The 24,231-nt window shown below is 71.1% G+C and carries 19 protein-coding genes and 1 tRNA gene; 10 read left to right on the forward strand and 10 right to left on the reverse strand.

What is annotated here, in order from left to right; translation table 11 throughout:
• Positions 1–47: 47 nt before the first annotated feature.
• Positions 48–2,276: an MMPL family transporter gene (locus tag ACFV1W_RS28545; protein WP_380420115.1), complete on the forward strand. Its 2,229-nt coding sequence runs from the start codon at positions 48–50 to the stop codon at positions 2,274–2,276.
• Positions 2,277–2,337: 61 nt separating this feature from the next.
• Entirely contained in the window at positions 2,338–3,345 is a 1,008-nt protein-coding gene (gene sbnB / locus ACFV1W_RS28550) for a 2,3-diaminopropionate biosynthesis protein SbnB (RefSeq protein ID WP_380420116.1), read from the forward strand.
• A gap of 141 nt (positions 3,346–3,486) precedes the next feature.
• Here the strand turns inward: sbnB and metG are convergent, their stop codons facing one another.
• The 3 genes from metG to ACFV1W_RS28565 form a co-directional block, all read right to left on the reverse strand.
• Positions 3,487–5,205 (reverse strand): methionine--tRNA ligase, encoded by a 1,719-nt coding sequence (gene metG, locus ACFV1W_RS28555; protein ID WP_380420117.1) that lies wholly within the window; start codon positions 5,203–5,205, stop codon positions 3,487–3,489.
• 168 nt (positions 5,206–5,373) lie between these two features.
• Complete coding sequence (locus tag ACFV1W_RS28560) at positions 5,374–5,574, reverse strand: DUF397 domain-containing protein (protein WP_380420118.1); 201 nt, start codon at positions 5,572–5,574, stop codon at positions 5,374–5,376.
• Positions 5,571–6,419, reverse strand: coding sequence for a helix-turn-helix domain-containing protein (locus ACFV1W_RS28565; RefSeq protein WP_380420119.1), 849 nt, complete (start codon positions 6,417–6,419; stop codon positions 5,571–5,573). The genes ACFV1W_RS28560 and ACFV1W_RS28565 overlap by 4 nt, the downstream gene beginning before the upstream one ends.
• A gap of 315 nt (positions 6,420–6,734) precedes the next feature.
• Between ACFV1W_RS28565 and ACFV1W_RS28570 the strand changes: the two genes are divergently transcribed.
• Positions 6,735–6,890: a hypothetical protein gene (locus tag ACFV1W_RS28570; RefSeq protein ID WP_380420120.1), complete on the forward strand. Its 156-nt coding sequence runs from the start codon at positions 6,735–6,737 to the stop codon at positions 6,888–6,890.
• A gap of 69 nt (positions 6,891–6,959) precedes the next feature.
• Here ACFV1W_RS28570 and ACFV1W_RS28575 read toward each other — a convergent pair whose 3' ends face one another.
• On the reverse strand, positions 6,960–7,562 hold the full coding sequence (locus ACFV1W_RS28575; protein WP_380420121.1) for a GNAT family N-acetyltransferase: 603 nt from the start codon (positions 7,560–7,562) through the stop codon (positions 6,960–6,962).
• A 125-nt stretch (positions 7,563–7,687) separates the two neighbouring features.
• Positions 7,688–8,971, reverse strand: coding sequence for an adenylosuccinate synthase (locus ACFV1W_RS28580; protein WP_270145300.1), 1,284 nt, complete (start codon positions 8,969–8,971; stop codon positions 7,688–7,690).
• Between the two features lie 126 nt (positions 8,972–9,097).
• Here ACFV1W_RS28580 and ACFV1W_RS28585 point away from each other — a divergent pair, with 126 nt between their 5' ends.
• The 3 genes from ACFV1W_RS28585 (at position 9,098) to purM (ending at position 12,993) form a co-directional block, all read left to right on the forward strand.
• Entirely contained in the window at positions 9,098–9,952 is an 855-nt protein-coding gene (locus ACFV1W_RS28585; protein ID WP_380420122.1) for a diacylglycerol kinase, read from the forward strand.
• A gap of 240 nt (positions 9,953–10,192) precedes the next feature.
• The gene (purF, locus tag ACFV1W_RS28590; protein ID WP_380420123.1) at positions 10,193–11,776 is read left to right on the forward strand and encodes an amidophosphoribosyltransferase; all 1,584 of its coding nucleotides are present in this window, start codon (positions 10,193–10,195) and stop codon (positions 11,774–11,776) included.
• Positions 11,777–11,859: 83 nt separating this feature from the next.
• Positions 11,860–12,993 carry a phosphoribosylformylglycinamidine cyclo-ligase gene (gene purM / locus ACFV1W_RS28595; RefSeq protein ID WP_380420124.1) on the forward strand — a complete coding sequence of 378 codons (1,134 nt, stop codon included), beginning with the start codon at positions 11,860–11,862 and terminating at the stop codon, positions 12,991–12,993.
• A 223-nt stretch (positions 12,994–13,216) separates the two neighbouring features.
• On the opposite strand, the gene ACFV1W_RS28600 is transcribed toward purM, so the two are convergent.
• Both ACFV1W_RS28600 and ACFV1W_RS28605 read right to left on the reverse strand, forming a co-directional pair.
• Positions 13,217–13,474: a DUF3073 domain-containing protein gene (locus ACFV1W_RS28600; RefSeq protein WP_380420125.1), complete on the reverse strand. Its 258-nt coding sequence runs from the start codon at positions 13,472–13,474 to the stop codon at positions 13,217–13,219.
• A 383-nt stretch (positions 13,475–13,857) separates the two neighbouring features.
• Positions 13,858–15,015: a Glu/Leu/Phe/Val dehydrogenase dimerization domain-containing protein gene (locus tag ACFV1W_RS28605; protein WP_380420126.1), complete on the reverse strand. Its 1,158-nt coding sequence runs from the start codon at positions 15,013–15,015 to the stop codon at positions 13,858–13,860.
• Positions 15,016–15,214: 199 nt separating this feature from the next.
• Here ACFV1W_RS28605 and ACFV1W_RS28610 point away from each other — a divergent pair, with 199 nt between their 5' ends.
• Both ACFV1W_RS28610 and bldC read left to right on the forward strand, forming a co-directional pair.
• Positions 15,215–16,141, forward strand: a complete 927-nt coding sequence (locus ACFV1W_RS28610; RefSeq protein WP_380420127.1) for a hypothetical protein — start codon at positions 15,215–15,217, stop codon at positions 16,139–16,141.
• Positions 16,142–16,628: 487 nt separating this feature from the next.
• Entirely contained in the window at positions 16,629–16,835 is a 207-nt protein-coding gene (gene bldC / locus ACFV1W_RS28615; RefSeq protein ID WP_014137253.1) for a developmental transcriptional regulator BldC, read from the forward strand.
• Positions 16,836–17,182: 347 nt separating this feature from the next.
• On the opposite strand, the gene ACFV1W_RS28620 is transcribed toward bldC, so the two are convergent.
• Positions 17,183–17,256, reverse strand: a tRNA-Asp gene (locus tag ACFV1W_RS28620).
• A 155-nt stretch (positions 17,257–17,411) separates the two neighbouring features.
• Positions 17,412–21,392: an ATP-dependent RNA helicase HrpA gene (gene hrpA, locus ACFV1W_RS28625; RefSeq protein WP_380420128.1), complete on the reverse strand. Its 3,981-nt coding sequence runs from the start codon at positions 21,390–21,392 to the stop codon at positions 17,412–17,414.
• Positions 21,393–21,547: 155 nt separating this feature from the next.
• Here hrpA and ACFV1W_RS28630 point away from each other — a divergent pair, with 155 nt between their 5' ends.
• The gene (locus ACFV1W_RS28630) at positions 21,548–22,066 is read left to right on the forward strand and encodes a SigE family RNA polymerase sigma factor (protein ID WP_380420129.1); all 519 of its coding nucleotides are present in this window, start codon (positions 21,548–21,550) and stop codon (positions 22,064–22,066) included.
• Positions 22,063–23,085: a hypothetical protein gene (locus tag ACFV1W_RS28635; RefSeq protein ID WP_380420130.1), complete on the forward strand. Its 1,023-nt coding sequence runs from the start codon at positions 22,063–22,065 to the stop codon at positions 23,083–23,085. The genes ACFV1W_RS28630 and ACFV1W_RS28635 overlap by 4 nt, the downstream gene beginning before the upstream one ends.
• Positions 23,086–23,151: 66 nt before the next feature.
• Here ACFV1W_RS28635 and ACFV1W_RS28640 read toward each other — a convergent pair whose 3' ends face one another.
• Positions 23,152–24,111, reverse strand: coding sequence for a LysR family transcriptional regulator (locus ACFV1W_RS28640; RefSeq protein WP_380420131.1), 960 nt, complete (start codon positions 24,109–24,111; stop codon positions 23,152–23,154).
• Positions 24,112–24,231: the final 120 nt, after the last annotated feature.

Raw genomic sequence — 24,231 nt, forward strand, 5'->3', positions numbered from 1 at the left:
ACTGTCGCCACTGCGGCTTGATCATGCCGCCTATCGCAGGAGAGGTAATGGCACGTCAAAGCAACTTCGCGGCCAGGCTGGGCGAGTGGAGTGCCCACCACCGCAAGACCGCCGTCATCGGCTGGGTCGTCCTGGTCGTCCTGGTCACCGTGCTCGGTGGCATGGCCGGCCAGAAGAGCCTGACCCAGGCCGACTACGGGACCGGGGACTCCGGCCGCGCCGCCCAGGTGCTCAAGGACGCCGGGATCAACGACCCGGTCAACGAACTGATCCTGATCCACAGCGACGGTCTGACCGCGGACTCCCCCGAGTTCCGCGGCGCCGTCCAGGCCACCTCCGACGCGGTCAACAAGACCGGCCTCGCGGAGAACCTGCGCGACCCGTACGCCACCCAGGCCTTCTCGGCCGACAAGCACTCCGCGCTGATCATGTTCGCCGTCACCGGCGACCCGGACACCGCCGCCGACCGGATCGACCCGGTGATCACGGCGGTGAAGGACACCGCCAAGGCCCACCCCCAGGTGACCATCGGCGAGTTCGGCGGCGCGACCGCCCTCAAGGGCATCAACGACAGCCTCGGCGACGACTTCACGCGCGCCGAACTCACCGCCCTGCCGGTCGCGTTGGGCATCCTGCTGGTGGTCTTCGGTGCCTTCGTGGCGGCCGTTCTGCCGGTCGCCCTGGCGGTCACCGCCTGCATCGGCGCGCTCGGCCTGCTCTCGCTGAGCAGCCAGCTGGTGCCGGTGGACGCCATGACCAACTCGGTGATGTTCCTGATGGGTCTGGCCGTCGGCGTCGACTACTGCCTGTTCTACCTGCGCCGTGAGCGCGAGGAGCGGGCGGCCGGCCGGGACAAGGCGACCGCGCTGCGGATCGCCGCCCACACCTCCGGCCACTCGGTGATGGTCTCCGGCCTCACCGTCATGGTCGCGATGGCCGGCATGTTCCTCTCCGGGCTGACCGTCTTCGAGGGCTTCGCGATGGCCACCATCGAGGTCGTCGCGGTCGCGGTGGTCGGCTCGATGACCGTGCTGCCGGCCCTGATGTCGATGCTCGGCGACAAGGTCGCGGCCGGCCGGATCCCGTGGATCAGCAAGCGCCGCCAGGCCGCCACCGCCAACCCCAAGCCCGCCAACGCGCTGCTGCGCGGCGTGCTCGCCCGTCCCGGCATCTTCGCCGTGCTGTCCGCCGCGGTGCTGGTGGCGCTGGCCGTTCCGGCGCTCGGCATGAAGACCGAGAAGCTCGGCATGGACAAGCTGCTGCCCTCGGACAACCCGCTGGTCTCGGTCTCGCAGCAGATCGACCGGGAGTTCCCCGGCTCGCCCTCGCCCGCCACCGTGGTGGTCAAGGCCGACGACATCGCCTCGCCGCAGGTCGCCAAGAGCATCGACGACTTCAAGCAGGCCGCACTGGCTTCCGGCAAGACCGGCAACCAGATCGACGTGCGGTACTGGAAGGACAAGAACATCGCGGAGATCAACGTTCCGCTGGCCGGCAACGGCACCGACGCCACCTCCAAGGCGGCCCTGGCGGCGCTGCGCGGGCAGCTGGTGCCGCAGACGCTGAAGACCGTCCCGGGCACCACCGCGCTGGTCGCCGGTGACCTTGCCTTCTCGGTCGACTACAACGACCAGCTGCACCGCAGCATCGTGCCGGTGTTCGCCTTCGTCATGGGCGTCACCTTCCTGCTGATGCTGTTCTCCTTCCGCTCGCTGACCATCTCGATCACCTCGATCCTGCTCAACCTGCTCTCCGTGGCGGCCGCCTACGGCGTGATGACCGCGGTGTTCGTGCACGGCTGGGGCGCCTCGATCGTCGGCACCAAGGCGCCGGGCGCGATCGAGTCCTGGATGCCGCTGTTCGTCTTCGTAGTGCTCTTCGGCCTCTCGATGGACTACCACGTGTTCGTGGTCTCCCGGATCCGCGAGGCGTACCTGGCGGGCAAGCCGAGCCGGGAGGCGGTCGGCCTCGGCATCCGCAACACCGCCGGGGTGGTCACCAGCGCCGGTCTGATCATGGTCGCGGTGTTCGCGGTCTTCGGCACCCTGGGCATGCAGGACTTCAAGCAGCTCGGCATCGGCCTGGCGGTCGCGGTCCTGCTGGACGCCACCCTGGTCCGCGCGGTGCTGCTGCCCGCGGTGATGGCCCTGCTCGGCGACCGCAACTGGTACCTGCCGCGCTGGCTGGGCGGCGGCCGCGGCACCCGCGCCCACGCCGGTGGGGCGCACGCCGCCAGCAGCCACCACGAGCCGGCCGGCAACGCCTACGTCGGCTGATCACCTCGTCCTCACATCCCGTTCCCGCCCGCACCGGGCGGCCTCGACTGGAGCCACCACCGTGTTCGAGTTCAGAGTCATCGACGGCACCACCGCCCGCGAGGTCATCGCGGGAGCCCGCCGACGCATCGTCCAGGAGGTCCGGGAGACCTACCTGACCCACGGCGCGGGCGAGTCGGTCAACCCCGACAGCTACTTCCTGCGGTTCCCGGCCAAGCCGGACGCCCGGATCATCGCCCTGCCGGCCTACCTCGGCGGCGGCGTCGGCCTGGCCGGCATCAAGTGGATCAGCAGCTTCCCGGCCAACATCGAGCGGGGCTTCCCGCGCGCCTCGGCCGCCCTGCTGCTGAACGACTACGAGACCGGCTACCCGTTCGCCGTCCTGGAGGCCTCGCAGATCAGCGCGGCCCGCACCGCGGCCTCCGCGGTGCTCGCCGCCGAGGTGCTCAGCGGCGGCCGTACGGCGGGCCGGCTCGCGGTGGTCGGCGCCGGCATCATCGCCCGCAACATCCTTGAGTTCTTCGGCGCCCAGGAGTGGGCGATCGACGAGCTGGTGGTGCACGACCGCGAGGCGAAGTACGCCCAGGCGCTGGTCGACCACGCCGACGCCCAGCTGGGCTACCCGGCGCGCGTGGCCGAGGACCTCGGCGAGGCGCTCAAGGGCGCCGACGTGGTGGTGCTGGCCACCACCGCGGGCGAGCCGTACATCCTCGACCCGGAGACCTTCGCCCCCGGCCAGCTGGTGCTCAACATCTCACTGCGCGACCTCGCCCCGGAGATCATCGGCGGCGCGTACAACGTGCTCGACGACGTGGAGCACTGCATGAAGGCGAACACCTCGCCGCACCTGGCCGAACAGCTCTACGGCAACCGGGAGTTCGTCACCGGCACGCTCGCCCAGGTGATCGAGGGCGAGGTCGCCGTCGGCACCGACCGCCCGGTGGTCTTCTCGCCCTTCGGCCTCGGCGTGCTCGACCTGGCGGTCGGCGCGCTGGTGCACGACGAGGCGGTGGCCGCCGGCAGGGCGACCGAGATCCCCGGCTTCTTCGCGGAGACCACCCGCTGGTAGTCCCGAGCACCGGCCCGCCCCACCGGGCCGGCTGAGGGGCGTGTCCGACACGCCCCGGGGCCCGCCCCCCACGGCCCCGTCACCACCGACGAGGGCCCCGACCGTGGCGGTCGGGGCCCTTGCGGTGTTCCGTCGGCCGGCTCAGCCCTCGGCGCCGCCGAAGCGGGCCGTCCAGGCCGCCAGGTCCTCGTCCGTGATCTTCGCGAACAGCACCGGCGGCACGGTGAACGGCGTCCCGGCCGGCACCAGGCACAGCGCCCGGGCCTCGTCCCCGGTGATCCAGGTGCGCTCGTCCGAGGGCAGCGCGAAGGCGCCGCGCATCGCCGCCGCCGCGGTCGGGATGAACGGCTCGGACACCACCGCGTACAGGTGGATCAGGTTCATCGCCGTCCGCAGGGTCAGCGCCGCCGCCTCCGGGTCGGTCTTCACCTGCTGCCAGGGCGCCTTCTCGTCCAGGTACGCGTTGCCCGCGCTCCACAGCGCACGCAGCGCCTGCGCCGCCTTGCGGAAGTTGAGCGCGTCCAGCTGGGCCTCGTAGTCGGCCAGCAGCCCGGCGATCTGCTCGCCGAGCCGCGCCTCGGCCTCGCCGGCCGCGGCCCCGGCGGGGACGTCGTCGCCGAAGCGCTTGCGGCTGAAGGACAGCACCCGGTTGACGAAGTTGCCGAGGGTGTCCGCGAGGTCCTTGTTGACCACCGAGGCGAAGAGGTCCCAGGTGAAGCTGGAGTCGTCCGACTCGGGGGCGTGCGCGATCAGGAAGTAGCGCCAGTAGTCGGCCGGCAGCAGCTCCAGCGCGACGTCCGTGAACACGCCGCGCTTCTGGCTGGTGGAGAACTTCCCGCCGTAGTACGTCAGCCAGTTGAAGGCCTTGACGTAGTCGACCTTCTTCCACGGGCGGCGCGAGCCGAGGATGGTCGCCGGGAACATCACGGTGTGGAACGGGACGTTGTCCTTGGCCATGAACTCGGTGTAGCGGACGCTCTCGTCGGCCTCGTACCACCAGGACTTCCAGTCCCGCCGCTCGGCCGGGGCGGCGTCCGCCCACTCCTTGGTGGCGCCGATGTACTCGATCGGGGCGTCGAACCAGACGTAGAACACCTTGCCCTCGGCGGCCAGTTCGGGCCACACGTCGGCCGGCACCGGGACGCCCCACTCCAGGTCACGGGTGATCGAACGGTCCTGGAGGCCCTCGGTCAGCCACTTGCGGGCGATCGAGGAGGCCAGCACCGGCCAGTCGTCGGCGTGGTCGGCGATCCAGCGCTCGACCTCCTCGGTCAGCTTCGACTGGAGCAGGAACAGGTGCCGGGTCTCCCGGACCTCCAGGTCGGCGCTGCCGCTGATCGCCGAGCGCGGCTCCAGCAGGTCGGTCGGGTCCAGCACCCGGGTGCAGTTCTCGCACTGGTCGCCGCGCGCCTTGTCGTAGCCGCAGTGCGGGCAGGTGCCGACGATGTAGCGGTCCGGCAGGAAGCGGCCGTCGGCGTTGGAGTACACCTGGCGGATCGAGCGCTCCTCGATGAAGCCGTTGCGCTGCAGCTCGCGGGCGATCTCCTGGGTGATCTCCCGGTTCTGCGGCGAGGAGCTGCGGCCGAAGTGGTCGAAGGACAGCCCGAAGCCGTCGTACACCGCCTTCTGGGCCCCGTGCGCCTGGGCGCAGAACTCGGCGACCGGCAGCCCGGCCTCCTGGGCGGCCAGCTCGGCGGGCGTGCCGTGCTCGTCGGTGGCGCAGATGTACAGCACCTCGTGGCCGGTCTGGCGCAGGTAGCGGGAGTAGACGTCCGCCGGGAGCATCGACCCGACCATGTTGCCCAGGTGCTTGATCCCGTTGATGTACGGAAGGGCGCTGGTGATCAGGTGCCGAGCCATCCTCGGATGCTCCGATTTCTCCCGCACGCGCACCCCGACCCGGAGTGCTGTGCCAGGCGCAGGGGTCCACTGTGGGCTGCCAAGCCTACCGCTGCGGGGAGGGGCGTCGGCTTCCTCGGCTCGCGGCCGGATTCACATCCGGGTTCACATCCGGGCTCGCGGCCGGATTCACAGCCGGCTGAAGTCGGCGTACCGGTCGAACTCGCCGGCCTTCACCCCGCGGACGAACGCCGCCCACTTGCGGGGCGTCGTCCGCACCACCACCTCGGGCAGGTCCGACTCCCGGATCTCCACCAGCCCGCCGGCGGCTCTGACCTCCACGCAGTCGGTGCTCTCACCGCTGGCTGACGCCTTGCGCCACATACTCATGAGAAGTCTTTCAGTAAGGCCCGGATGAAGTCCCGGGACTCGGCCGTCCCGAGCGCGATCGCCGCGGTCTTCTCCTTGATCCGGCGGTAGGAGGCCAATTCCGCCTCCGAATGCACGAACTTCGGCCCGTGCGTCAGGTCGATCTGTACGGTGTCGAGCTCCGGGACCGGCCCTCGGGCGAGATACAGGCTCTCCCCGGAGCCCGTGTAGGTGGGCACGCTGAACGGGATCACCCGGATCTCCACCCCCGGCCGCTCCGAATTCCCCAGCAGGCTCCGCAACTGCTCGCGCAGCACTTCCGGGCCGCCGAACTGCATCCGCAGCGCGGATTCGTGCAGGATTGCGCTGTACGGCTTCGGGTGGTCGACGAAGATCTGCTGGCGCCGAATCCGGAATGACATCCGGATCTCGGCCTCCTGCCGGTGCTGCGCGGGGAGGCGCTCGAACACCGCGGCGGCGTAGGCCGGGGTCTGCAGCAGCCCGGGGATGAAGGTGCTGTTGAGGATCGACAGCGACGCCGCGTGGTGCTCCATCTCCGCGATGTCGATGATCCCGCTGGGCATCCGGCCCCGGTAGCCGTCCCACCAGTACTTCCGGCGGTCCTGCGTCATCGCGAGCAGCGCGTCGAGGTACGGGCCGTCGGGGCAGCCGCAGGTGCGCGCCCAGACCCGGAGCCGCTCGGCGCTGATGCCCGACTTCCCGTTCTCCATCTGGGAGATCTTCGGCAGGTCGGTGCCGATCGTGGCGGCCAGGCTCTTGGGCGTCACGCCCACGCGCTCGCGCATCTTGCGCAGTTCGATCCCCAGGCGCTGCTGGCGCACGGTCGGCGACAAGCGGGGTGGCATGACTCTCTTCTCCGGATCGCGGCTACGGTCGATGCTTCCGGTGAAGTGTGCCGTGGACACCGGGCACTAGCTAGCGAAATGGGGGATACCCCACGATGGAGTGAACGTCCAGTCCCTCGGTAGCAACTCTGGCACCCTGACTCTATGGTCGTCCGTGTCACTCGCTGACTTGTTGCCCCGTAAACAGTCGCCAAGTCGCCACTCAGCCGTAAATACACACCGGATGCATGGTCAGGGCGTTCGACATCACCGACCGGAGACAGCCGTGCCCCTTCCGCCGCCCCTCCGCCTTCCTCCCCGCATTTTCCCGTCCTGGTGAACGCCCTTCTCGTCGCCGGATTGTCCGCCCTCCTCCTCGCCGTCCTTTTCGTCGGCTGGCTGGTCTGGCTGGTCAACGGCCAGCCCCGGGAACTCCGCCCCCTGAAACGCGAGTTCACCCCCCGCCACCCCACCCCCGCCGACCGCGAATAGTGATCGGCAGCCACGGCAAAGCGGTGTGGGCCGCGGCCGAGTCGGCCGACCGGTGACGACGACGAGTGCTCAGCCGCGCGAAAGGCGTTCCGCCAGCCGGGACTTGGCGGCCGGCCACTCGTCGGCGAGCATCGAGAAGTAGGCGCTGTCGCGCCAGGTGCCGGTGGGGCGGAGGCGGTGGCGGCGGAAGGTGCCCTCGTACTGGGCGCCGAGGCGCTGGATGGCGTTGCGGGAGCGCTCGTTGAGGGCGTCGGTCTTCCAGAAGACGCGGCCCATGCCCAGGTCCTCGAAGGCGTGGGTGAGCAGCAGCAGCTTGGCCTCGGTGTTGACCGCGGTGCGCCAGACCGAGCGGGCGTACAGGGTGCCGCCGATCTCCATGTACTCGTCCTTGGCGTTGAGGTCGTAGTAGCCGGTGACGCCGACGGCGGTGCCGCTCGCGAGGTCGACGGCGGCGAACTGTACCGACTCGCCCCTCTCGGCCTCGGCGGTGCGGGCGTCGAGGATCCGGCCGAGCTCCTCCTGCGTGGCGGGCGGGAGGTTCATGGTCCAGCGCCAGACCTCGGGCTCGGAGCCGACGGTGGTCCAGAGGTCGGCGAGGTGGCGGCGGTCCAGCGGCTCCAGGCGGATGTGGCGGCCGGTGAGGGTGACGGGTGCGGGCAGCTTCGCGGTCATGGTCCGAACGTAGCGCGGTTCTGCACTAGAGGCAATGGATGTATGAACTAGTTCAAACTGCAGAGCCGAAGCGAAGGGCCCCGTGGGACGCAACCGTCCCGCGGGGCCCTCCAAGGAGCTCAGGCTCAGATGAACGAGTTGATCTGGATCGTCTCGTCGCGGCCCGGGCCGACGCCGATGGCGGAGATCGGCGCGCCGGACATCTCCTCCAGCGCCTTCACGTAGGCCTGGGCGTTCTTCGGCAGTTCGGCGAAGGTCTTCGCCTTGCTGATGTCCTCGGTCCAGCCGGGCAGCGTCTCGTAGATCGGCTTGGCGTGGTGGAAGTCCGACTGGTTGTAGGGGAGTTCCTCGACCCGGCGGCCGTCGATCTCGTAGGCGACGCAGACCGGGATCTGCTCCCAGCCGGTGAGCACGTCGAGCTTGGTGAGGAAGAAGTCGGTGAGGCCGTTGACCCGGGTCGCGTAGCGCGCGATGACGGCGTCGAACCAGCCGCAGCGGCGGTCGCGGCCGGTGGTGACACCGCGCTCGCCGCCGATCCGGCGCAGCGCCTCGCCGTCCTCGTCGAGCAGCTCGGTCGGGAACGGACCCGAGCCGACGCGGGTGGTGTAGGCCTTGAGGATGCCGATGACCCGGTCGATCTTGGTGGGGCCGATGCCGGCGCCGGTGCAGGCGCCGCCCGCGGTCGGGTTCGACGAGGTCACGAAGGGGTACGTGCCGTGGTCGACGTCGAGCAGGGTGCCCTGGCCGCCCTCCAGCAGGACGACCTTGTCCGCCTTGAGCGCCTCGTCCAGGACGAGGGTGGTGTCGGCGAGGAAGGGCTTGATCTTCTCCGCGTAGCCCAGGTACTCCTCGACCACCAGGTCGGCCGGGATGGCGCGGCGGTTGTAGAGCTTGACCAGGATCTGGTTCTTGTCGTGCAGCGCCGCCTCGATCTTCTGGCGCAGGATCGACTCGTCGAACAGGTCCTGGACCCGGATGCCGACGCGGTTGATCTTGTCCGCGTAGGTCGGGCCGATGCCGCGGCCGGTGGTGCCGATCCGGCGCTTGCCGAGGAAGCGCTCGGTGACCTTGTCGATGGTGCGGTGGTACGGGGTGATCAGGTGGGCGTTGCCCGAGATCAGCAGCTTGGAGGTGTCGATGCCGCGCTCGTTCAGGCCGTTGAGCTCGGAGAGCAGCACGCCCGGGTCGATGACGACGCCGTTGCCGATCACCGGCGTCACGTTCGGGCTGAGGATGCCGGAGGGGAGCAGGTGCAGGGCGTACTTCTGGTCGCCGATGACCACCGTGTGACCGGCGTTGTTGCCGCCCTGGTAGCGGACGACGTAGTCGACGGAGCCGCCGAGGAGGTCGGTGGCCTTCCCCTTGCCCTCGTCCCCCCACTGAGCGCCAACGAGCACGAGTGCCGGCACAGGCGTACACCCCTTCCGGTTGGGGCATCCTGCGTAGGCCGCAGTCTGCCCCGAGATAGACGAAGCCCCTGGCGCAACGGCGCAAGGGGCTCTTGCACCGAGAGATTACCTGAGGAAGGACCGGTCGTGTCGTCCCTGTCCACGCCTGGAACCGGCGGTCCCGAGCCCCTTCTACTACTGCTCGACCCGGCGGCCCGGCAGGCCGACGGGGAGTCGGTGCGGATCGCGAAGGACGTGCTGTGCGGGGGTGCGGACGTCAAGGTGGCCTATCCGGAGAGCCCGTCGGAACTCGACCGGATGCTTTCGCACCGGGGTCGTCGGCGACCGGTGGTGATCGGTTCCGATCTGGCCCTGCAGCGGGTGCTCCAGGCGCTGCACCGGCAGCGTGAGCTGGGCGCCGATCCGGTGGGCATGGTTCCGGTCGGCCGGGCGGAGGAGCTGGCGACGGCCCGCGCGCTCGGCGTGCCGGGCGAACCGGTACGGGCGGCGCGGGCCGTGCTGTCGGGCGCGCCGCGCACCTTCGACCTGCTGGTGGACGACGGCGGCGGGGTGGCGCTGGGCGGGGTGCGGATCACCGGCGGCGGTGCGCGGCGGCCGGTGGGCCGGACGGGCGGCTGGCGTTCGCTATGGGCGAAACTGGCTGCGGCCGAGCAGGCGAACGCACTCATCCCGGAGACCGCGGACCACAGCCCCCGGGTCCGGGTCGAGGCGGACGGCCGGCTGCTCGCCGACGTGCACCGTCCGGTCCGGCTGGTGCAGCTGACCCTCCAGGGCGCCGGGCGGACCGACCCGGCCGGCGCGGGGGTGCTCGAAGTGGTGGTCAGCGCGCCGGGCGCGCTGGTGCGGGCGCGGGCGGCGAGCGTCTCGGTGGTCGGGCGCGGCTTCGGCTACGAGGCGGACGGCCATGCGGTCGGACCGGTCCGCGCCAGGACCTGGACGGTCCACCCGGGCGCCTGGGGCCTGTTGCTGCCCGCGGCGTGACCTCCCGGTGAAGCCCGGGTGAGCAGGCTCACGTTCGCGCCGCCCCGGCAACCGCCGTTCCGCACACGGAAGGCCCCAACAGGCGCGAACCGCAAGGCCAACCGCCGTCCGCCGGAATTCCCCCACCCGAATTCCCGGCCCCGTAAGGGGTTTTGTCTACGCGCGTTACTCCGGGATCGCCGATCGAACCGGACGTCCCGGGTTCCGGAAGCCCTGGTCAACTGCCCTAGACTCGAAGGCGTGCCACGTGGTGACGGAAGACTCAACCACGATCTTCTTCCCGGCGAGAAAGGCCCCCAGGACGCGTGTGGCGTCTTCGGTGTCTGGGCTCCCGGCGAGGAGGTCGCCAAGCTCACGTTCTTCGGCCTTTACGCCCTGCAGCACCGCGGTCAGGAATCCGCGGGTATCGCAGTGAGCAACGGCTCCCAGATTCTCGTCTTCAAGGACATGGGACTCGTCTCCCAGGTCTTCGACGAGGCCTCGCTGGGGTCGTTGCACGGGCATATCGCCGTCGGACACGCCCGCTACTCGACCACCGGGTCCTCGGTCTGGGAGAACGCCCAGCCGACCTTCCGGGCGACCGTGCACGGTTCGCTGGCCCTCGGGCACAACGGAAACCTGGTGAACACCGCCGAACTGGCGGCGATGGTCGCCGAACTGCCCGGCGAGGAGCACGTCTCGCGCTCCGGCCGGACCGCCGCGACCAACGACACCGACCTGGTGACCGCCCTGCTGGCCGGCCACCCGGACCTCTCCATCGAGGAGACGGCCAAGGTCGTGCTGCCCAAGGTCAAGGGCGCCTTCTCGCTCGTCTTCATGGACGAGCACACCCTCTACGCCGCCCGTGACCCCCAGGGCATCCGCCCGCTGGTGCTCGGCCGGCTGGAGCGCGGCTGGGTGGTCGCCTCCGAGACGGCGGCGCTGGACATCTGCGGCGCCTCCTTCATCCGCGAGGTCGAGCCCGGCGAGCTCATCGCCATCGACGAGAACGGCATCCGCACCTCCCGCTTCGCCGAGGCGAAGCCCAAGGGCTGCGTGTTCGAGTACGTCTACCTGGCCCGCCCCGACACCTCCATCGCCGGCCGCAACGTGCACCTCTCCCGGGTGGAGATGGGCCGCCGGCTGGCGCAGGAGGCCCCCGTCGAGGCCGACCTGGTGATAGCCACGCCCGAGTCCGGCACCCCCGCCGCGATCGGCTACGCCGAGGCCAGCGGCATCCCGTACGGCTCCGGCCTGGTGAAGAACGCCTACGTGGGCCGCACCTTCATCCAGCCCAGCCAGACCATCCGCCAGCTCGGCATCCGGCTCAAGCTCAACCCGCTGCGCGAGGTCATCGCCGGCAAGCGCCTGGTGGTCGTGGACGACTCGATCGTGCGCGGCAACACCCAGCGCGCGCTGGTGAAGATGCTGCGCGAGGCGGGCGCCGCAGAGGTGCACATCCGCATCTCCTCGCCGCCGGTGAAGTGGCCCTGCTTCTTCGGCATCGACTTCGCCACCCGCGCGGAGCTGATCGCCAACGGCATGACCATCGAGGAGATCGGCCGCACGCTCGGCGCCGACTCGCTCGCGTACATCTCGATCGACGGCATGATCGAGGCCACCAAGCAGCCCAAGGACAAGCTCTGCCGGGCCTGCTTCGACGGCGAGTACCCGATGGAGCTGCCGGACCCGGCGCTGCTCGGCAAGCTCCTGCTGGAGGCCGAGATCAAGGGCGGCCAGCAGCAGCCGGCCGTCCGCGGCAAGCCGACCAGCGGCAGCGACCTGGACGGCGTCCAGTCGCTGCTCGGCGGGGCGGGCGCGGCCGACGCGCTGCGCCGCCCGTAACGAACGCACGGTGGGGTCCCGCGAACCGGGGCCCCACCGCTGTTTCCGAACCACCCCCACCTGACCCGAAAGGGCCGCACGCAGTGACCAGCTCCCACCCGTCGCCCACCACCACCCCCAACGGAGACGCTCCGCGTCGCCCCTCCGATGGCGCCACCTACGCCGCCGCCGGTGTCGACATCGAGGCGGGCGACCGCGCCGTCGAGCTCATGAAGCAGTGGGTGAAGAAGGCCAACCGCCCCGAGGTGGTCGGCGGTCTCGGCGGCTTCGCCGGCCTCTTCGACGTGTCCGCCTTCAAGGACTACGAGCGGCCGCTGCTGGCCTCGGCCACCGACGGCGTGGGGACCAAGGTGGCCATCGCGGCCGCCATGGACAAGCACGACACCATCGGCCACGACCTGGTCGGCATGGTCGTGGACGACATCGTGGTGTGCGGCGCCGAGCCGCTGTTCATGACCGACTACATCTGCGTCGGCAAGGTCGTCCCGGAGCGGGTCGCCTCGATCGTCAAGGGCATCGCCGAGGGCTGCGCGCTGGCCGGCTGCGCCCTGGTCGGCGGCGAGACCGCCGAGCACCCGGGCCTGCTCGGCCCGGACGAGTACGACGTCGCGGGCGCCGGCACCGGTGTGGTCGAGGCCGACGCGCTGCTGGGCTCCGAGCGGGTCCGGGCCGGCGACGTGGTGATCGCGATGGCCGCCTCCGGCCTGCACTCCAACGGCTACTCGCTGGTCCGCCACGTGCTGCTGAACCAGGCCGGCTGGAAGCTGGACCGCAAGGTCGAGGAGTTCGGCCGCACCCTCGGCGAGGAGCTGCTGGAGCCCACCCGGATCTACTCGCTGGACTGCCTGGCGCTCACCCGGGCGACCGAGGTGCACGCCTTCTCGCACGTGACCGGCGGCGGCCTGGCGGCCAACCTGGCCCGGGTCATCCCGGACGGCCTGCACGCCCGCCTGGACCGCGGCACCTGGACCCCGCTGCCGGTCTTCCGGACCGTCGCCGAGGTCGGCAAGGTGGCCACCCTGGAGCTGGAGAAGACGCTCAACATGGGCGTCGGCATGGTCGCCGTCGTCCCGCCGCACTCGGTGGACGTGGTGCTGTCGATCCTGGAGGACCGCGGCGTCGAGGCCTGGCTGCTCGGTGACATCGTCGAGCGCACCGACGAGCACGCGGAGGGCGCGGCGCTCTACAACGCCTACGAGGGCTTCACGGCGGGCTGACCGGCCCCGACGGTCCCGTCGACGGCGAGAGGGGCCCCTCCGGCGCACCGGAGGGGCCCCTCTCGCCCGTCCGCGGCGGTCAGCCGTCGGCCGGGAGCGAGCGCGTACGGCCGTCGGCCGGGGCCGGGTGCGGCCGGCCACGACGGCACCCGATCCGCCCGGGGAACGCCGAAAACCGGTCCGGCGCCCAGGGGCGCCCGGACCGGTCCGGCGAAGCTGTGGGTTACGAGCGGCGGGAGGCCTGCGACGGCCCGGTGCCCGGCTCGTTGTCGTCCTCGTCGTCGAGGTCGGCGTAGCGGGCGGCGTACTCCGCGTACGGGTCGTCGTCCTCCTCCTCCTCGATCGGCTCCGGGTCGATCGAAGCGGTGGACGGCGATACGCCCAGCTCGTTGGACAGACGGTTAGCGTCGAACCCGCCGCTGTTGTACTTCAGCTCGCGGGCGACCTTCGTCTGCTTGGCCTTGGCCCGGCCGCGCCCCATGGGTCGACCCCCTCAACGATGGGGCTCACGGCCCCGAGTCTGACACGTGTTCATGATCAGGACCGGCCTGCCCGAATGGGAGGACCGTCCCTTGGAGCATTAACGGTACCTGTTTCCGCCGCTGGACGGTACGTCGTCGGTGTGACGTGGCGCGCACCGGCCGCACCCGCGACCAGGTCTTCCCAGGTCAGGGGAGGTTTTGCGGCGATTTGCACGCTGTCCGGAGGTGTTCGGGGTCCGTCGTTCCAGGACCGATTATCCCCCCAAGGGGGACCTCGGATCACCCGTTCGGGCGGAGAAGTGAGAATCCGGTTCCACATCGTGATGCGCGGGGGGCCGAAGGTGACGGCCCCCCGCGCATCAGCTCACCGGAGCGGCGGCGGTCAGCCGCGGCGGGCGCCCGGCAGCAGCACCGTGCGCAGCGCGCTGATCTCGCGCATCCGCTTCTCGGCCAGGCGGTCGGCGGCGACCGCCGGCGGGACGCCGTCGGCGGCGGCCCGGGTGAAGATCTCCAGGGTGGTGTCGAAGATCTTGGTGGCCTTGTTCTTGGCCCGCTCGAAGTTGAAGCCGTCGATCTCGTCGGCGACCTGGATCACGCCGCCGGAGTTCACCAGGTAGTCGGGGGCGTAGAGGATGCCGCGGTCGGCCAGGTCCTTCTCGACGCCCGCGTGGGCCAGCTGGTTGTTGGCCGCGCCGCAGACGATCGAGGTGCCGAACTCGCCGAGCGCCGCGACCACCGGGTCGGTCAGCGCGCCGCCGAGGGCGCAGGGGGCGTAGACGTCCAGCTTGGCCTGGAGCAGGGCGGTGGTGTCGGCGACGACCTCCACCTCCGGGTGAGCGGCGCGCACGCGGTTGACGGCGGCCTCGAAGGGGTCGGTGACGACGACGGTGGCGCCGTCCGCGACCAGGTGGCCGACCAGGTAGTGGCCGACCTTGCCGACGCCCGCGACGCCGACCCGCTTGCCGCGCAGGGTGGGCTGGCCCCAGCGGGCCTGGGCGGTGGCGCGCATGCCCTGGAAGACGCCGAAGGCGGTCAGGATGGACGAGTCGCCGGCGCCGCCGTGCTCGGGCGAGCGGCCGGTCACGAACTCGGTCTCGCGGGCGATGACGTCCATGTCCTGGACGTAGGTGCCGACGTCGCAGGCGGTGATGTAGCGGCCGCGCAGGGACTCGACGAAGCGGCCGTAGGCCCGGAGCATCGCCTCGTTCTTGTCCTTGTTCGGGTCGCCGATGATGACGGCCTTGCCGCCGCCGAGGTCGAGGCCGGCCAGCGCGTTCTTGTAGGACATTCCGCGGGACAGGTTCAGCGCGTCCTCCAGGGCCGCCTCCTCGGAGGCGTACGGGAAGAAGCGGGTGCCGCCGAGGGCGGGGCCGAGGGCGGTGGAGTGGATGGCGATGATCGCCTTGAGCCCGGAGCTGCGGTCGTGGCAGAGGACGACCTGCTCGTGGCCGTCGCCGGGGGCGCCGTCCTGCTCGGTACGGAAGATCCTGCTGAGCACGCCGGGTGCGGGGTGCGTGGCCGGGGTCTGTACGTCGGTCACTGTGGTGACTCCAGTATGGAAAGGCCCGCTGCTGTGGTGCGGGCGCCTAGGGCGAAGAGTAGTCGGGAGCGGGCCGCCGATCCGCCGTCTTGTCCGAGCTTGTGCCGGTTGTCCGAAGGGTGAGACGGCGAGGGGTGCGCGGTGCGGGCGCGAACGGTTCGGGGGCGCGCCCTCCCGGGGCCGCGCGGCGCGTGCGACCATGCAGGACGTGACCGTCGTACGCACCTCCGTACTGCCGCCCTACGCCGCCCACCTGCGGGTCTACGAGCCGCTGGCGGCCTACCCGGAGCCCGAGCGGGCGGGCTGGCGGGCCTATGCGGCGGAGCACGGGCCGGACGCGGCGGTGGCCGAGCAGTCGGTGGCCGCGGCGGTGCTGGAGGAGCAGCGGGAGGCGCTCGCGGAGCTGGCCGCCCGCACGCCCAGGGCGTTGCCGGAGAAGGAGAGCCGGCGGGCGTACCTGCGGATCGTGGACGGCGTACTGTACGTGTGCCCGTGGGCGACCAGGCTGCGCAGCTGGCAGGCGCTGGAGGAGCTGCGGGCGGGGGCCCCGGTGGCGCTGCTGGACACCGCGGTGCCGCCGGTGACCCGGGCGGCCGCCGAGGCGGACCGGGAACGCTGGCTGGCCGGGCACCCGGACGCCCGGCCGTGGATCCTCACCAGCCGGTGGGAGGTGCCGGTGCACTGGTTCCTCCCGTTCGGGGACGAGGACCGGTGCTTCGTGCCGGGGGGCACGGACGGGGAAGGGACGGACGGGGAAGGGACTGAGGGGGAACGGGGGAGGGCGGCGGCGCTGTTCTACCTGGTGCCGATGGCACAGGCGCGGCGCCGGGTGGCGCGGGCCCTCCGGGCGCTGCGCGAGGCGGCGCCGGAGGGGGAGCTGGTGCGCGGGGCGGAGCAGGTCGGGCGGTGGCTGGAGGAGTTCCACCCGCGCTCGCTGGTGGAGCTGGACTACGGGGGGCTGGTGCACCTGCTGGGGCCGGAGCGGCTGTTGGCGGACCGTTCGGCGGGGGAGCTGGAGGACGGGCTGCGGGCGCTGCGGGCGGGGGACACCGCCGAGGCGCTGCGCGCGTACGGGGAACTGACGCTGCGGTGGCGGCGGGTGCTCGCGCTGCGGCAGGCGAACTGACGTCCGACCGCCCGTGTATGACTGTCAGGGGTCTTTGGTCCACGACGGGGCCGACGAAGGTCCTGGTTCGGGTCAATAGCTGTCGAACGTGACACTACTCACCGTTGACGCGAACTTACCCCTATGTGCAAAAATGGGACAACCAGCCCAACTTCACGTGAGCGTGCCCACTTTTGGGTGGTTCTGGAGTCGATGCGTGCTTTGCGGGGAAACGGAGGGTCTGGTCCCCTCGTAACCGGACGTCACTGTGGCGTGACTGTCCGTTATGGGGTGGTCCATCGCCATCCGTCGGCCTTGAACCCGTGAGGGGTCAATTTTGGCGGTTTGGTCGATAGGGCTGGACGGATGGTGTAGTTGTAGACACCAGGACAAGCCGTTCGTCCTATAACCGACTCGGCCCGTCTATGCCATTTCGGGCATCGCGGGCCAAGGTGCAGAATTTGAAGGATAGAACCGCCCTGGTTCGGTTCTCCCGAGGAGGCCGCTCATGACCGCTCGTACCCCTGATGCTGAGCCGCTGCTGACGCCGGCAGAGGTTGCCACCATGTTCCGCGTTGACCCGAAGACGGTCACCCGCTGGGCCAAGGCGGGCAAGCTGACGTCGATCCGCACGCTCGGTGGTCACCGTCGTTACCGTGAGGCGGAGGTGCGCGCCCTGCTGGCCGGGATTCCCGCCCAGCGCACTGAGGCCTGATAGGCCAAAGGCTCTTTGAAAGGGGCCGCTAACCGGACTCCGCCGGGTCCGGTTGGCGGCCCCTTTGTCGTGCCCGGCGCCGCGCTTCCCACGGGTCGGAATGCTGAACTCCGGATAACGATTTGGTGCGCATGATGCGGGGGGGATTTACAGTGAATAAAAGTGCAATTTTACATATTAAATTAGTGGGGTCTTGAACGGGCCGTTCCGGTGACGGTTTCCGGAGGGGGTGAGTGGCGACGATCACACGGCCTGCCGCTTGTGGTCCGTACCTGGTCGCGGTAAAAGCCGGACGGCCAAAAGCGAAAGGCCCGGAACCTGACGGTTCCGGGCCTTTCGCGCTGCGGCGATCCCGACGGGACTTGAACCCGCGACCTCCACCTTGACAGGGTGGCGAGCTAACCAACTGCTCCACGGGACCAGAGTTTTCTGATCTCGTTCACTCGCTTGCCGCGCTGCGAACAAGACAGATCGTAGCCCATGGTGGGCCTCCAGGTCGAACTGGCTCCTGAAGGCCCATCGCGCACCCGCAGCTCAGGGCACCACCCGGGGCGCGGGGGGCGCCCGGGCCGGGCCTCACAGCGACGCCCGGGCCGCCTCCATCGCCTTCATGATCCGCTTCTCCGAGACCGGGCTCGGCGTGCCCAGCGACTGGGCGAAGAAGCTGACCCGCAGCTCCTCGATCATCCAGCGGACCGCCCGCACCTCCTCGGAGGGCTGCCGCCCGGCCGGCACCGCCGCCAGCAGCTCCCCGTACGCCTGCTGCACCTGCTGGACCTTCAGCAGCTGCTGGGCGTCCCGCTGCGGGTGGTTGGGCAGCGCCTCCAGCCTGCGGTCCACCGCCAGCAGGTAGCGCTTGAGGTCGGGCAGCCGCCGCCAGCCGGTGGCCGTCACGAAGCCCGGGTGCACCAGCGAGGCCAGGTGCAGCCGGACGTCGTTCACCGCGTTCAGCAGCACCGGGCTGCTGACCGACTTCAGCCGGGTCGAGGCCTTGTGGAAGGCGATCAGGGCCGTGGCCGTCTTCAGCGTGGTGTCCGCGGACAGGTCGTACAGGTCCGCCCGCACCTTGTCGTGCAGCTTGCCGAAGGCCGCCTCGTCCCAGGCCGGGCCGCCGGCCAGGGACATCAGCCGGTCCGTCGCGGCCGAGACGACGTCCTCGAACAGGGCGTTGATCGAGCCGTGCGGGCTGTGCGAGAGCGCCAGTTTCGCCTGGTTGCCCAGCCGCCCCTGGATCGACTTGGCCGGGGAGGTCGTCGTCAGCATCAGCAGCCGGCGCGTCCCCTCCCACATCGCCTGGGCCTGCGCCTCCGGGGTGTCGAACAGCTTCACGCCGACCGAGGCGCCCTCGTCCACCAGCGCCGGGTAGGCGCGCAGCGAGTGGCCGCGCGAGCGCTGCTCGAAGGTGCGCTGGAGCACCGGCAGCCCGGCCGGCCAGGCGGTCAGCCCGCCCTGCTCGATGCCCTTGCCGGACGCCGCCGAGGAGAGCGTCTCCTTGAGCTTCGGCTTGAGCTTCAGCCGCAGCTCCTCCAGGTCCTTGGACTCGGCGAGCCTGCGCTTGCCGTCCATCACCCGGAAGGTCACCTTGAGGTGATCCGGCACCCGCTCGTCGTCCCAGGCCTCCGGCGGCACCGTGACGGCCGTCAGGCGCTTCAGGGCGTGCTCCAGGGACGGCAGCAAGGGCTCCTGGCGGTCCTTCACCTGGCGCAGGGCCGCCCTGGCGAAGTCCGGGGCCGGCACGAAGTTGCGCCGGATCGCCTTGGGCAGCGACTTGATGTACGCGGTGACCAGCTCCTCCCGCAGACCGGGGATCTGCCAGTCGAAGCCCTCCGCGGTGACCTGGTTGAGCACCGGCAGCGGGATGTGGACGGTCACGCCGTCCGCGTCGCTGCCCGGCTCGAACTGGTAGGTCAGCTTGAAGCGCAGCTTGCCCTGCTGCCAGTAGTCCGGGTAGTCGGCCTCGGTGACGCCGTCCGCGGCGTCGTTGATCAGCATCGACTTCTCGAAGTTCAGCAGGTCCGGCTGTTCGTGCCGGGCCTTCTTCCACCAGGAGTCGAAGTGCCGGGCGGAGACGACCTCCTCGGGCAGCCGGGCGTCGTAGAAGTCGAACAGGGTCTGGTCGTCCACCAGGATGTCCCGGCGGCGGGCCCGGTTCTCCAGCTCCTCCACCTCGCCGAGCAGCTTGCGGTTCTCCGCGAAGAACCTGTGGTGGGTCTCCCAGTCGCCCTCGACCAGCGCGTTGCGGATGAACAGCTCGCGGCAGAGCTCCGGGTCGATCCGGCCGTAGTTGACCTTGCGCTGGGCGACGATCGGCATCCCGTAGAGGGTCACCTTCTCGTACGCCAGGACGGCCCCGGCCTTCTTCTCCCAGTGCGGCTCGCTGTAGCTGCGCTTGATCAGGTGCCCGGCCAGCGGCTCGACCCATTCGGGCTCGATCTTCGCGTTGATCCGGGCCCACAGCCGGGAGGTCTCCACCAGCTCGGCGGACATCACCCAGCGCGGGGGCTTCTTGAACAGGCCGGAGCCCGGGAAGACCGCGAAGCGGGCGCCGCGGGCGCCGCCGTACTCGCGCTTCTCCACGTCGAACAGGCCGATGTGGGAGAGCAGCCCGGCCAGCAGCGACTGGTGGATCCGGTCGGCGTCCGGCTCGGCGTCGGGACGGGGCTCCTCGATGGTCACGCCCAACTGCTTGGCGACCGTGCGCAGCTGGGTGTAGACGTCCTGCCACTCCCGTATCCGCAGGTAGTTGAGGAACTCGGACTTGCACATCCGGCGGAACGCCGAGGAGGAGAGCTCCTTCTGCTGCTCCCGGACGTAGCGCCACATCGCCAGGTAGGAGAGGAAGTCGGAGGTCTCCGAGGAGAACCGGCGGTGCCGCTCGTCGGCGGCCTGGCGCTTCTCGGCGGGGCGCTCGCGCGGGTCCTGGATGGACAGCGCGGCGGCGATCACCATGACGTCGCGCACGCAGCCGTTGCGGTCCGCCTCCAGCACCATGCGGGCCATCCGCGGGTCCACCGGGAGCTGGGCGAGCTTGCGGCCGAGCGGGGTCAGGCGCTTGCGCGGGTCCTTCTCGTCCGGGTCCAGCGCGCCCAGCTCGTGCAGCAGGTGGACGCCGTCCTTGATGTTGCGCGAGTCCGGCGGGTCCAGGAACGGGAAGGCCGAGATGTCGCCCAGACCGGCCGCGGTCATCTGGAGGATCACCGAGGCCAGGTTGGTGCGCAGGATCTCGGCGTCGGTGAACTCGGGGCGGGAGAGGAAGTCCTCCTCCGAGTACAGCCGGATGCAGATGCCGTCCGAGGTGCGGCCGCAGCGGCCCTTGCGCTGGTTGGCGCTGGCCTGGCTGATCGCCTCGATCGGCAGCCGCTGCACCTTGGTGCGGTGGCTGTAGCGGGAGATCCGGGCGGTGCCCGGGTCGATCACGTACTTGATGCCGGGGACGGTCAGCGAGGTCTCGGCCACGTTGGTGGCCAGCACGATCCGGCGCAGGTTGGAGCGCTGGAACACCCGGTGCTGCTCGGCCGAGCTGAGCCGGGCGTAGAGCGGGAGGACCTCGGTGTTCCTGAGCTTCAGCCTGGTCAGCGCGTCGGCGGTGTCGCGGATCTCGCGCTCGCCGGAGAGGAAGACCAGGATGTCGCCCGGGCCCTCGTCCTGCAGCTCCTGGGCGGCGTCGCAGATCGCCTGGATCTGGTCCCGGTCGCGGTCCGCCTCGTCGGCCTCGTCCTCGCCGTCGTCGATCACCGGGCGGTAGCGGACCTCGACGGGGTACGTCCGGCCGGAGACCTCGATGATCGGGGCGTCGCCGAAGTGCCGGGAGAAGCGCTCGGGGTCGATGGTCGCGGAGGTGATCACGACCTTGAGGTCGGGGCGGCGCGGGAGCAGCTGCTTGAGGTAGCCGAGCAGGAAGTCGATGTTGAGGCTGCGCTCGTGCGCCTCGTCGATGATCAGGGTGTCGTACTGGCGCAGGTCGCGGTCGGTCTGGATCTCCGCGAGCAGGATGCCGTCCGTCATCAGCTTGACCAGGGTGTCCTGGCCGACCTGGTCGGTGAACCGGACCTTCCAGCCGACGGCCTCGCCGAGCGGGGTGTCCAGCTCCTCCGCGACGCGCTCGGCCACCGTACGGGCGGCGATCCGGCGCGGCTGGGTGTGGCCGACCAGGCCGCGCACGCCGCGGCCCAGTTCCAGGCAGATCTTCGGGATCTGGGTGGTCTTCCCGGAGCCGGTCTCGCCTGCGACGATCACCACCTGGTGGTCCCGGATCGCCTCCAGGATGTCGTCCTTCTTCTGGCTGACCGGAAGCTCGGCCGGATACGTGATCTTCGGCACCGCGTTGCGGCGCTGCTCGACCAGCAGCTGGGCGCGGTCGACGTCGGCGGCGATCTCGGCGGTGATCTTCTGCCGGGCCTCGGGTTTGCGGACCCGGCGGGCCCCCTCCAGCCGGCGCCCGATCCGCACCTCGTCGCGCAGGGTCAGCTCGGGCAGGCGGGCGGCCAGCTCACCGATTCCGGGACCCTCGGCGGGTACGGGGGCGGACTGGACTGCGGGAGAACTCACTGCGGGCATCCCTCTAGGTTCGCAAGGAGGCACGGCGGAGCGCACCTCGGTTTTCGAGCCCCTCCAGTGTCACAGCCGCCGGTGGCGAATCGCGAACGGCGAATCGCGGGCGCCGGGCAACGGTCGGCCTCGGTTCCGGGCTCTGGGGGTTCGAGGAGGTGCTCATGGGAGCCCAGAAGACCGCCCGGGACGACGAGTTCCGGGCGTTCGCCGGCGGCGCGTGGTCACGGCTGCTGCGGACGGCGTACCTGCTGGCGGGGGACCGCCACGGCGCCGAGGACCTGGTCCAGCAGGCTCTGGAGCGGGCCTACGTCCACTGGAACAAGGTCCGCGCCGCGGACGACCCGAACGCCTACGTGCGCCGGATCCTGGTCAACGAGCACGCCCGGCGGTTCCGGCGCAGACCGGCCGAGTACCTGGTCGAGGCCTTCCCCGACCGGCCCGCCCCGACCGCGCCCGACCCGGACGCCCGGGCCGTGCTGCTCGCCGCGCTCGCCGCCCTGCCGCCCCGCCAGCGCGAGGCCGTCGTCCTGCGGTACTGGGAGGACCTCAGCGAGTCCCAGACCGCCGCGGCCATGGGCTGCTCGGTCGGCACGGTCAAGAGCCAGGCGGCCAGGGGGCTGGCCAAGCTCCGGGAGATCTCCTCACTCAGCGAGCTGGCGACCATCGGAGGCGCAGGATGAGCAACGAGGACATGGCCGCGGCCGAGGCCGCGGCGTCGTACGGGCTGAGCGAGGTGGCCGGGAGCATCGAGATCGGTGCCGTCCCGTACGACCGGCTGCTGGCCGGGGGGCGGCGCAGGCTGCGGCGCCGGCGGCTGCTGACCGGCGGCGCGGCGGCGGTACTGGTGGCGGCGGTGGCCGGGGCGGGGACGGTGATCGGCGGCTGGGGGCGGGAGGCCGGCGGTGCCTCGGTGGCGGCCGTCTCCTCCGCGGCCGCGCTCGCTTCGGGCAGGTCGTCGGGGGCGGGCACACCGGTGGCCCCGGCGTCCGTGTCGCCGGCTGCCTCGGCGTCGGTGTCGCCGGCGGCCCCGGCGTCCCGGGTGGCCGCCCCGGCGGGAGTGGCCACCGTGACGCCCGTGCCGACGGCCTCGGCCGCCTCGTCCGGCGGTACGTCCGGGACCGCGCGGGACCCGTTCATCCCGGTGCGGGCCAAGATCGGCACGGGCACCGTCAACGGCCACGCCATGGAGGTCTGGGTCGCCCTGTGGCCGGCGGCCCCGACCATGGAGGACGGCCTCAAACAGGGCCGGCTGATCTGGACCGAGCGGCGCGCCGCCGACCCGACGCTGCCGCCCACCCCCGAGCCGGGCGACAACCCGGTCTGGGACACGCAGGCGGACCGGGCCGACGTCTACCTGATCGCGGACGGCAAGCGGCAGCCCGGGGACTTCGTGGAGGCGACCACCGCCCCGGGTGGGACGGTCACGGGTGTCCCGGGCCCCACCAGGGGCGTGATGCTCAACCGGGTGACCGGGGACGCGAGCCGCCCGGACATGGTGGCCGTCCCGGTCGGGCCGGAGGTCGCCAAGGTCGTGGTCACCTGGAAGTCCGGCGGCTCCGTGGGGGCGGTGCCGGTCACGGTCGGGGACTCCCCGGTCCACTGGTACGCCGTCGTCCGCAGGCTGGGTTCCCCCGACAACACCGTCACCTCCTTCGCCGCGGACGGGTCGGTGCTGGGCACCCAGAAGACCTGGTGGTGACCGCCGGCCGCCTCGCGGGCTCCCGACTCGCCCGTGTGGCGCCCTTTCCTGGCCGTCGCGCGCGGTTCACGGCTGGAGGGCGGCCTCGTCGGCGTCCGGGAGCCAGTCCCGGGACGGGTCGTACTCCAGCCACCGGCTGCGGGCGGCCTCGGCAGTGAACGCCCCCAGCAGACGGTCCAGTTGACCGCTGTTCTCGGCATCGCCGCCGGTTCGCCAGAGCAGTGACCAGGCGTACAGCGGGGTCGGTTCGGCCAGCGGGACGGTGCGCACGCCCGGGCGGTCCGGCAGCGGGCCGTCGGCGGGGACGAGGGAGAAGCAGCTCGGGTCGGCGGCGACCTGGTCGAGGAAGTGCTCCAGGCCCAGGTTGGTCGAGCCGACCCGGGCGGTGATGTCGAACCTCGCGGCGAAGCGGGTCAGGAAGTCCAGCCGGTCCACCGCCGCCGGATAGCGGAGCACGCTGCTGCGCAGCTCCGCCGGGCTCAGGGTGTCCCGGCCGGCCAGCGGATGGTCCGCGCTGAGCAGCGCGTCCACCGGCTCCAGCCGGACCAGCCGGTGCGTCAGCCCGGTGTCGGCGCCGTCCGGCAGCGCGTGCACCCGGCCGAAACCGGCATCCGCCTCCCCGCGCAGCAGCGCCGCCGCCACGGACGGCAGGTCCCGCCCCGGTACCGGCTCCACCTCCAGGCCGGCTGCCGCGTCCACGGCCTGTGCGAGGGTGCGCATCGGGGCGTAGAGGTGGCCCCACACGTCGATCCGCAGCGGCCGTCCGGTTTGCTGCACGGCGGCCACTGCCAGGTCTCCCTGGATGAGCACTCGCCGTGCCGGGTCCAGGAAGCGGGTGCCGGCTGCGGTCAGGCTGACGCCGCGGGCGTCGCGTTCCAGCAGGCGCAGGCCGAGGGTTGCCTCCAGGCGGGCGATGCGTTTGGAGAGGCCTTGTTGGCTGATGGCGAGGCGGGTGGCGGCTCGGCCGAAGTGGAGTTCTTCGGCGGTGGTCACGAAGGCTCGTACCTGTCCTAGATCCAGATCCACCCGGGGAACCCTAGCGGGGGGTTGGTGTTCGGGGGGTGGGCTCTCGGGAGGGTGGGTGCCGGGGCGGTTGCGGGGGGGGGCGCGCCGGGGGGGGGGTGGTTTTTGGACTGGCGACAAGGC

Source organism: Kitasatospora sp. NPDC059648 (assembly GCF_042734825.1).
GTDB lineage: Bacteria > Actinomycetota > Actinomycetes > Streptomycetales > Streptomycetaceae > Kitasatospora.

Excerpts from the sequence above, each read along its gene's own strand:
- bldC (WP_014137253.1), top strand. The coding sequence starts at position 16,629 with ATGACCGCTCGTACCCCTGATGCTGAGCCGCTGCTGACGCCGGCAGAG.
- ACFV1W_RS28565 (WP_380420119.1), bottom strand. The coding sequence starts at position 6,419 with ATGCCACCCCGCTTGTCGCCGACCGTGCGCCAGCAGCGCCTGGGGATC.
- ACFV1W_RS28560 (WP_380420118.1), bottom strand. The coding sequence starts at position 5,574 with ATGAGTATGTGGCGCAAGGCGTCAGCCAGCGGTGAGAGCACCGACTGC.
- hrpA (WP_380420128.1), bottom strand. The coding sequence starts at position 21,392 with ATGCCCGCAGTGAGTTCTCCCGCAGTCCAGTCCGCCCCCGTACCCGCC.
- ACFV1W_RS28635 (WP_380420130.1), top strand. The coding sequence starts at position 22,063 with ATGAGCAACGAGGACATGGCCGCGGCCGAGGCCGCGGCGTCGTACGGG.
- ACFV1W_RS28575 (WP_380420121.1), bottom strand. The coding sequence starts at position 7,562 with ATGACCGCGAAGCTGCCCGCACCCGTCACCCTCACCGGCCGCCACATC.
- ACFV1W_RS28600 (WP_380420125.1), bottom strand. The coding sequence starts at position 13,474 with ATGGGGCGCGGCCGGGCCAAGGCCAAGCAGACGAAGGTCGCCCGCGAG.
- ACFV1W_RS28630 (WP_380420129.1), top strand. The coding sequence starts at position 21,548 with ATGGGAGCCCAGAAGACCGCCCGGGACGACGAGTTCCGGGCGTTCGCC.
- ACFV1W_RS28545 (WP_380420115.1), top strand. The coding sequence starts at position 48 with ATGGCACGTCAAAGCAACTTCGCGGCCAGGCTGGGCGAGTGGAGTGCC.
- ACFV1W_RS28610 (WP_380420127.1), top strand. The coding sequence starts at position 15,215 with ATGCAGGACGTGACCGTCGTACGCACCTCCGTACTGCCGCCCTACGCC.
- metG (WP_380420117.1), bottom strand. The coding sequence starts at position 5,205 with ATGGCTCGGCACCTGATCACCAGCGCCCTTCCGTACATCAACGGGATC.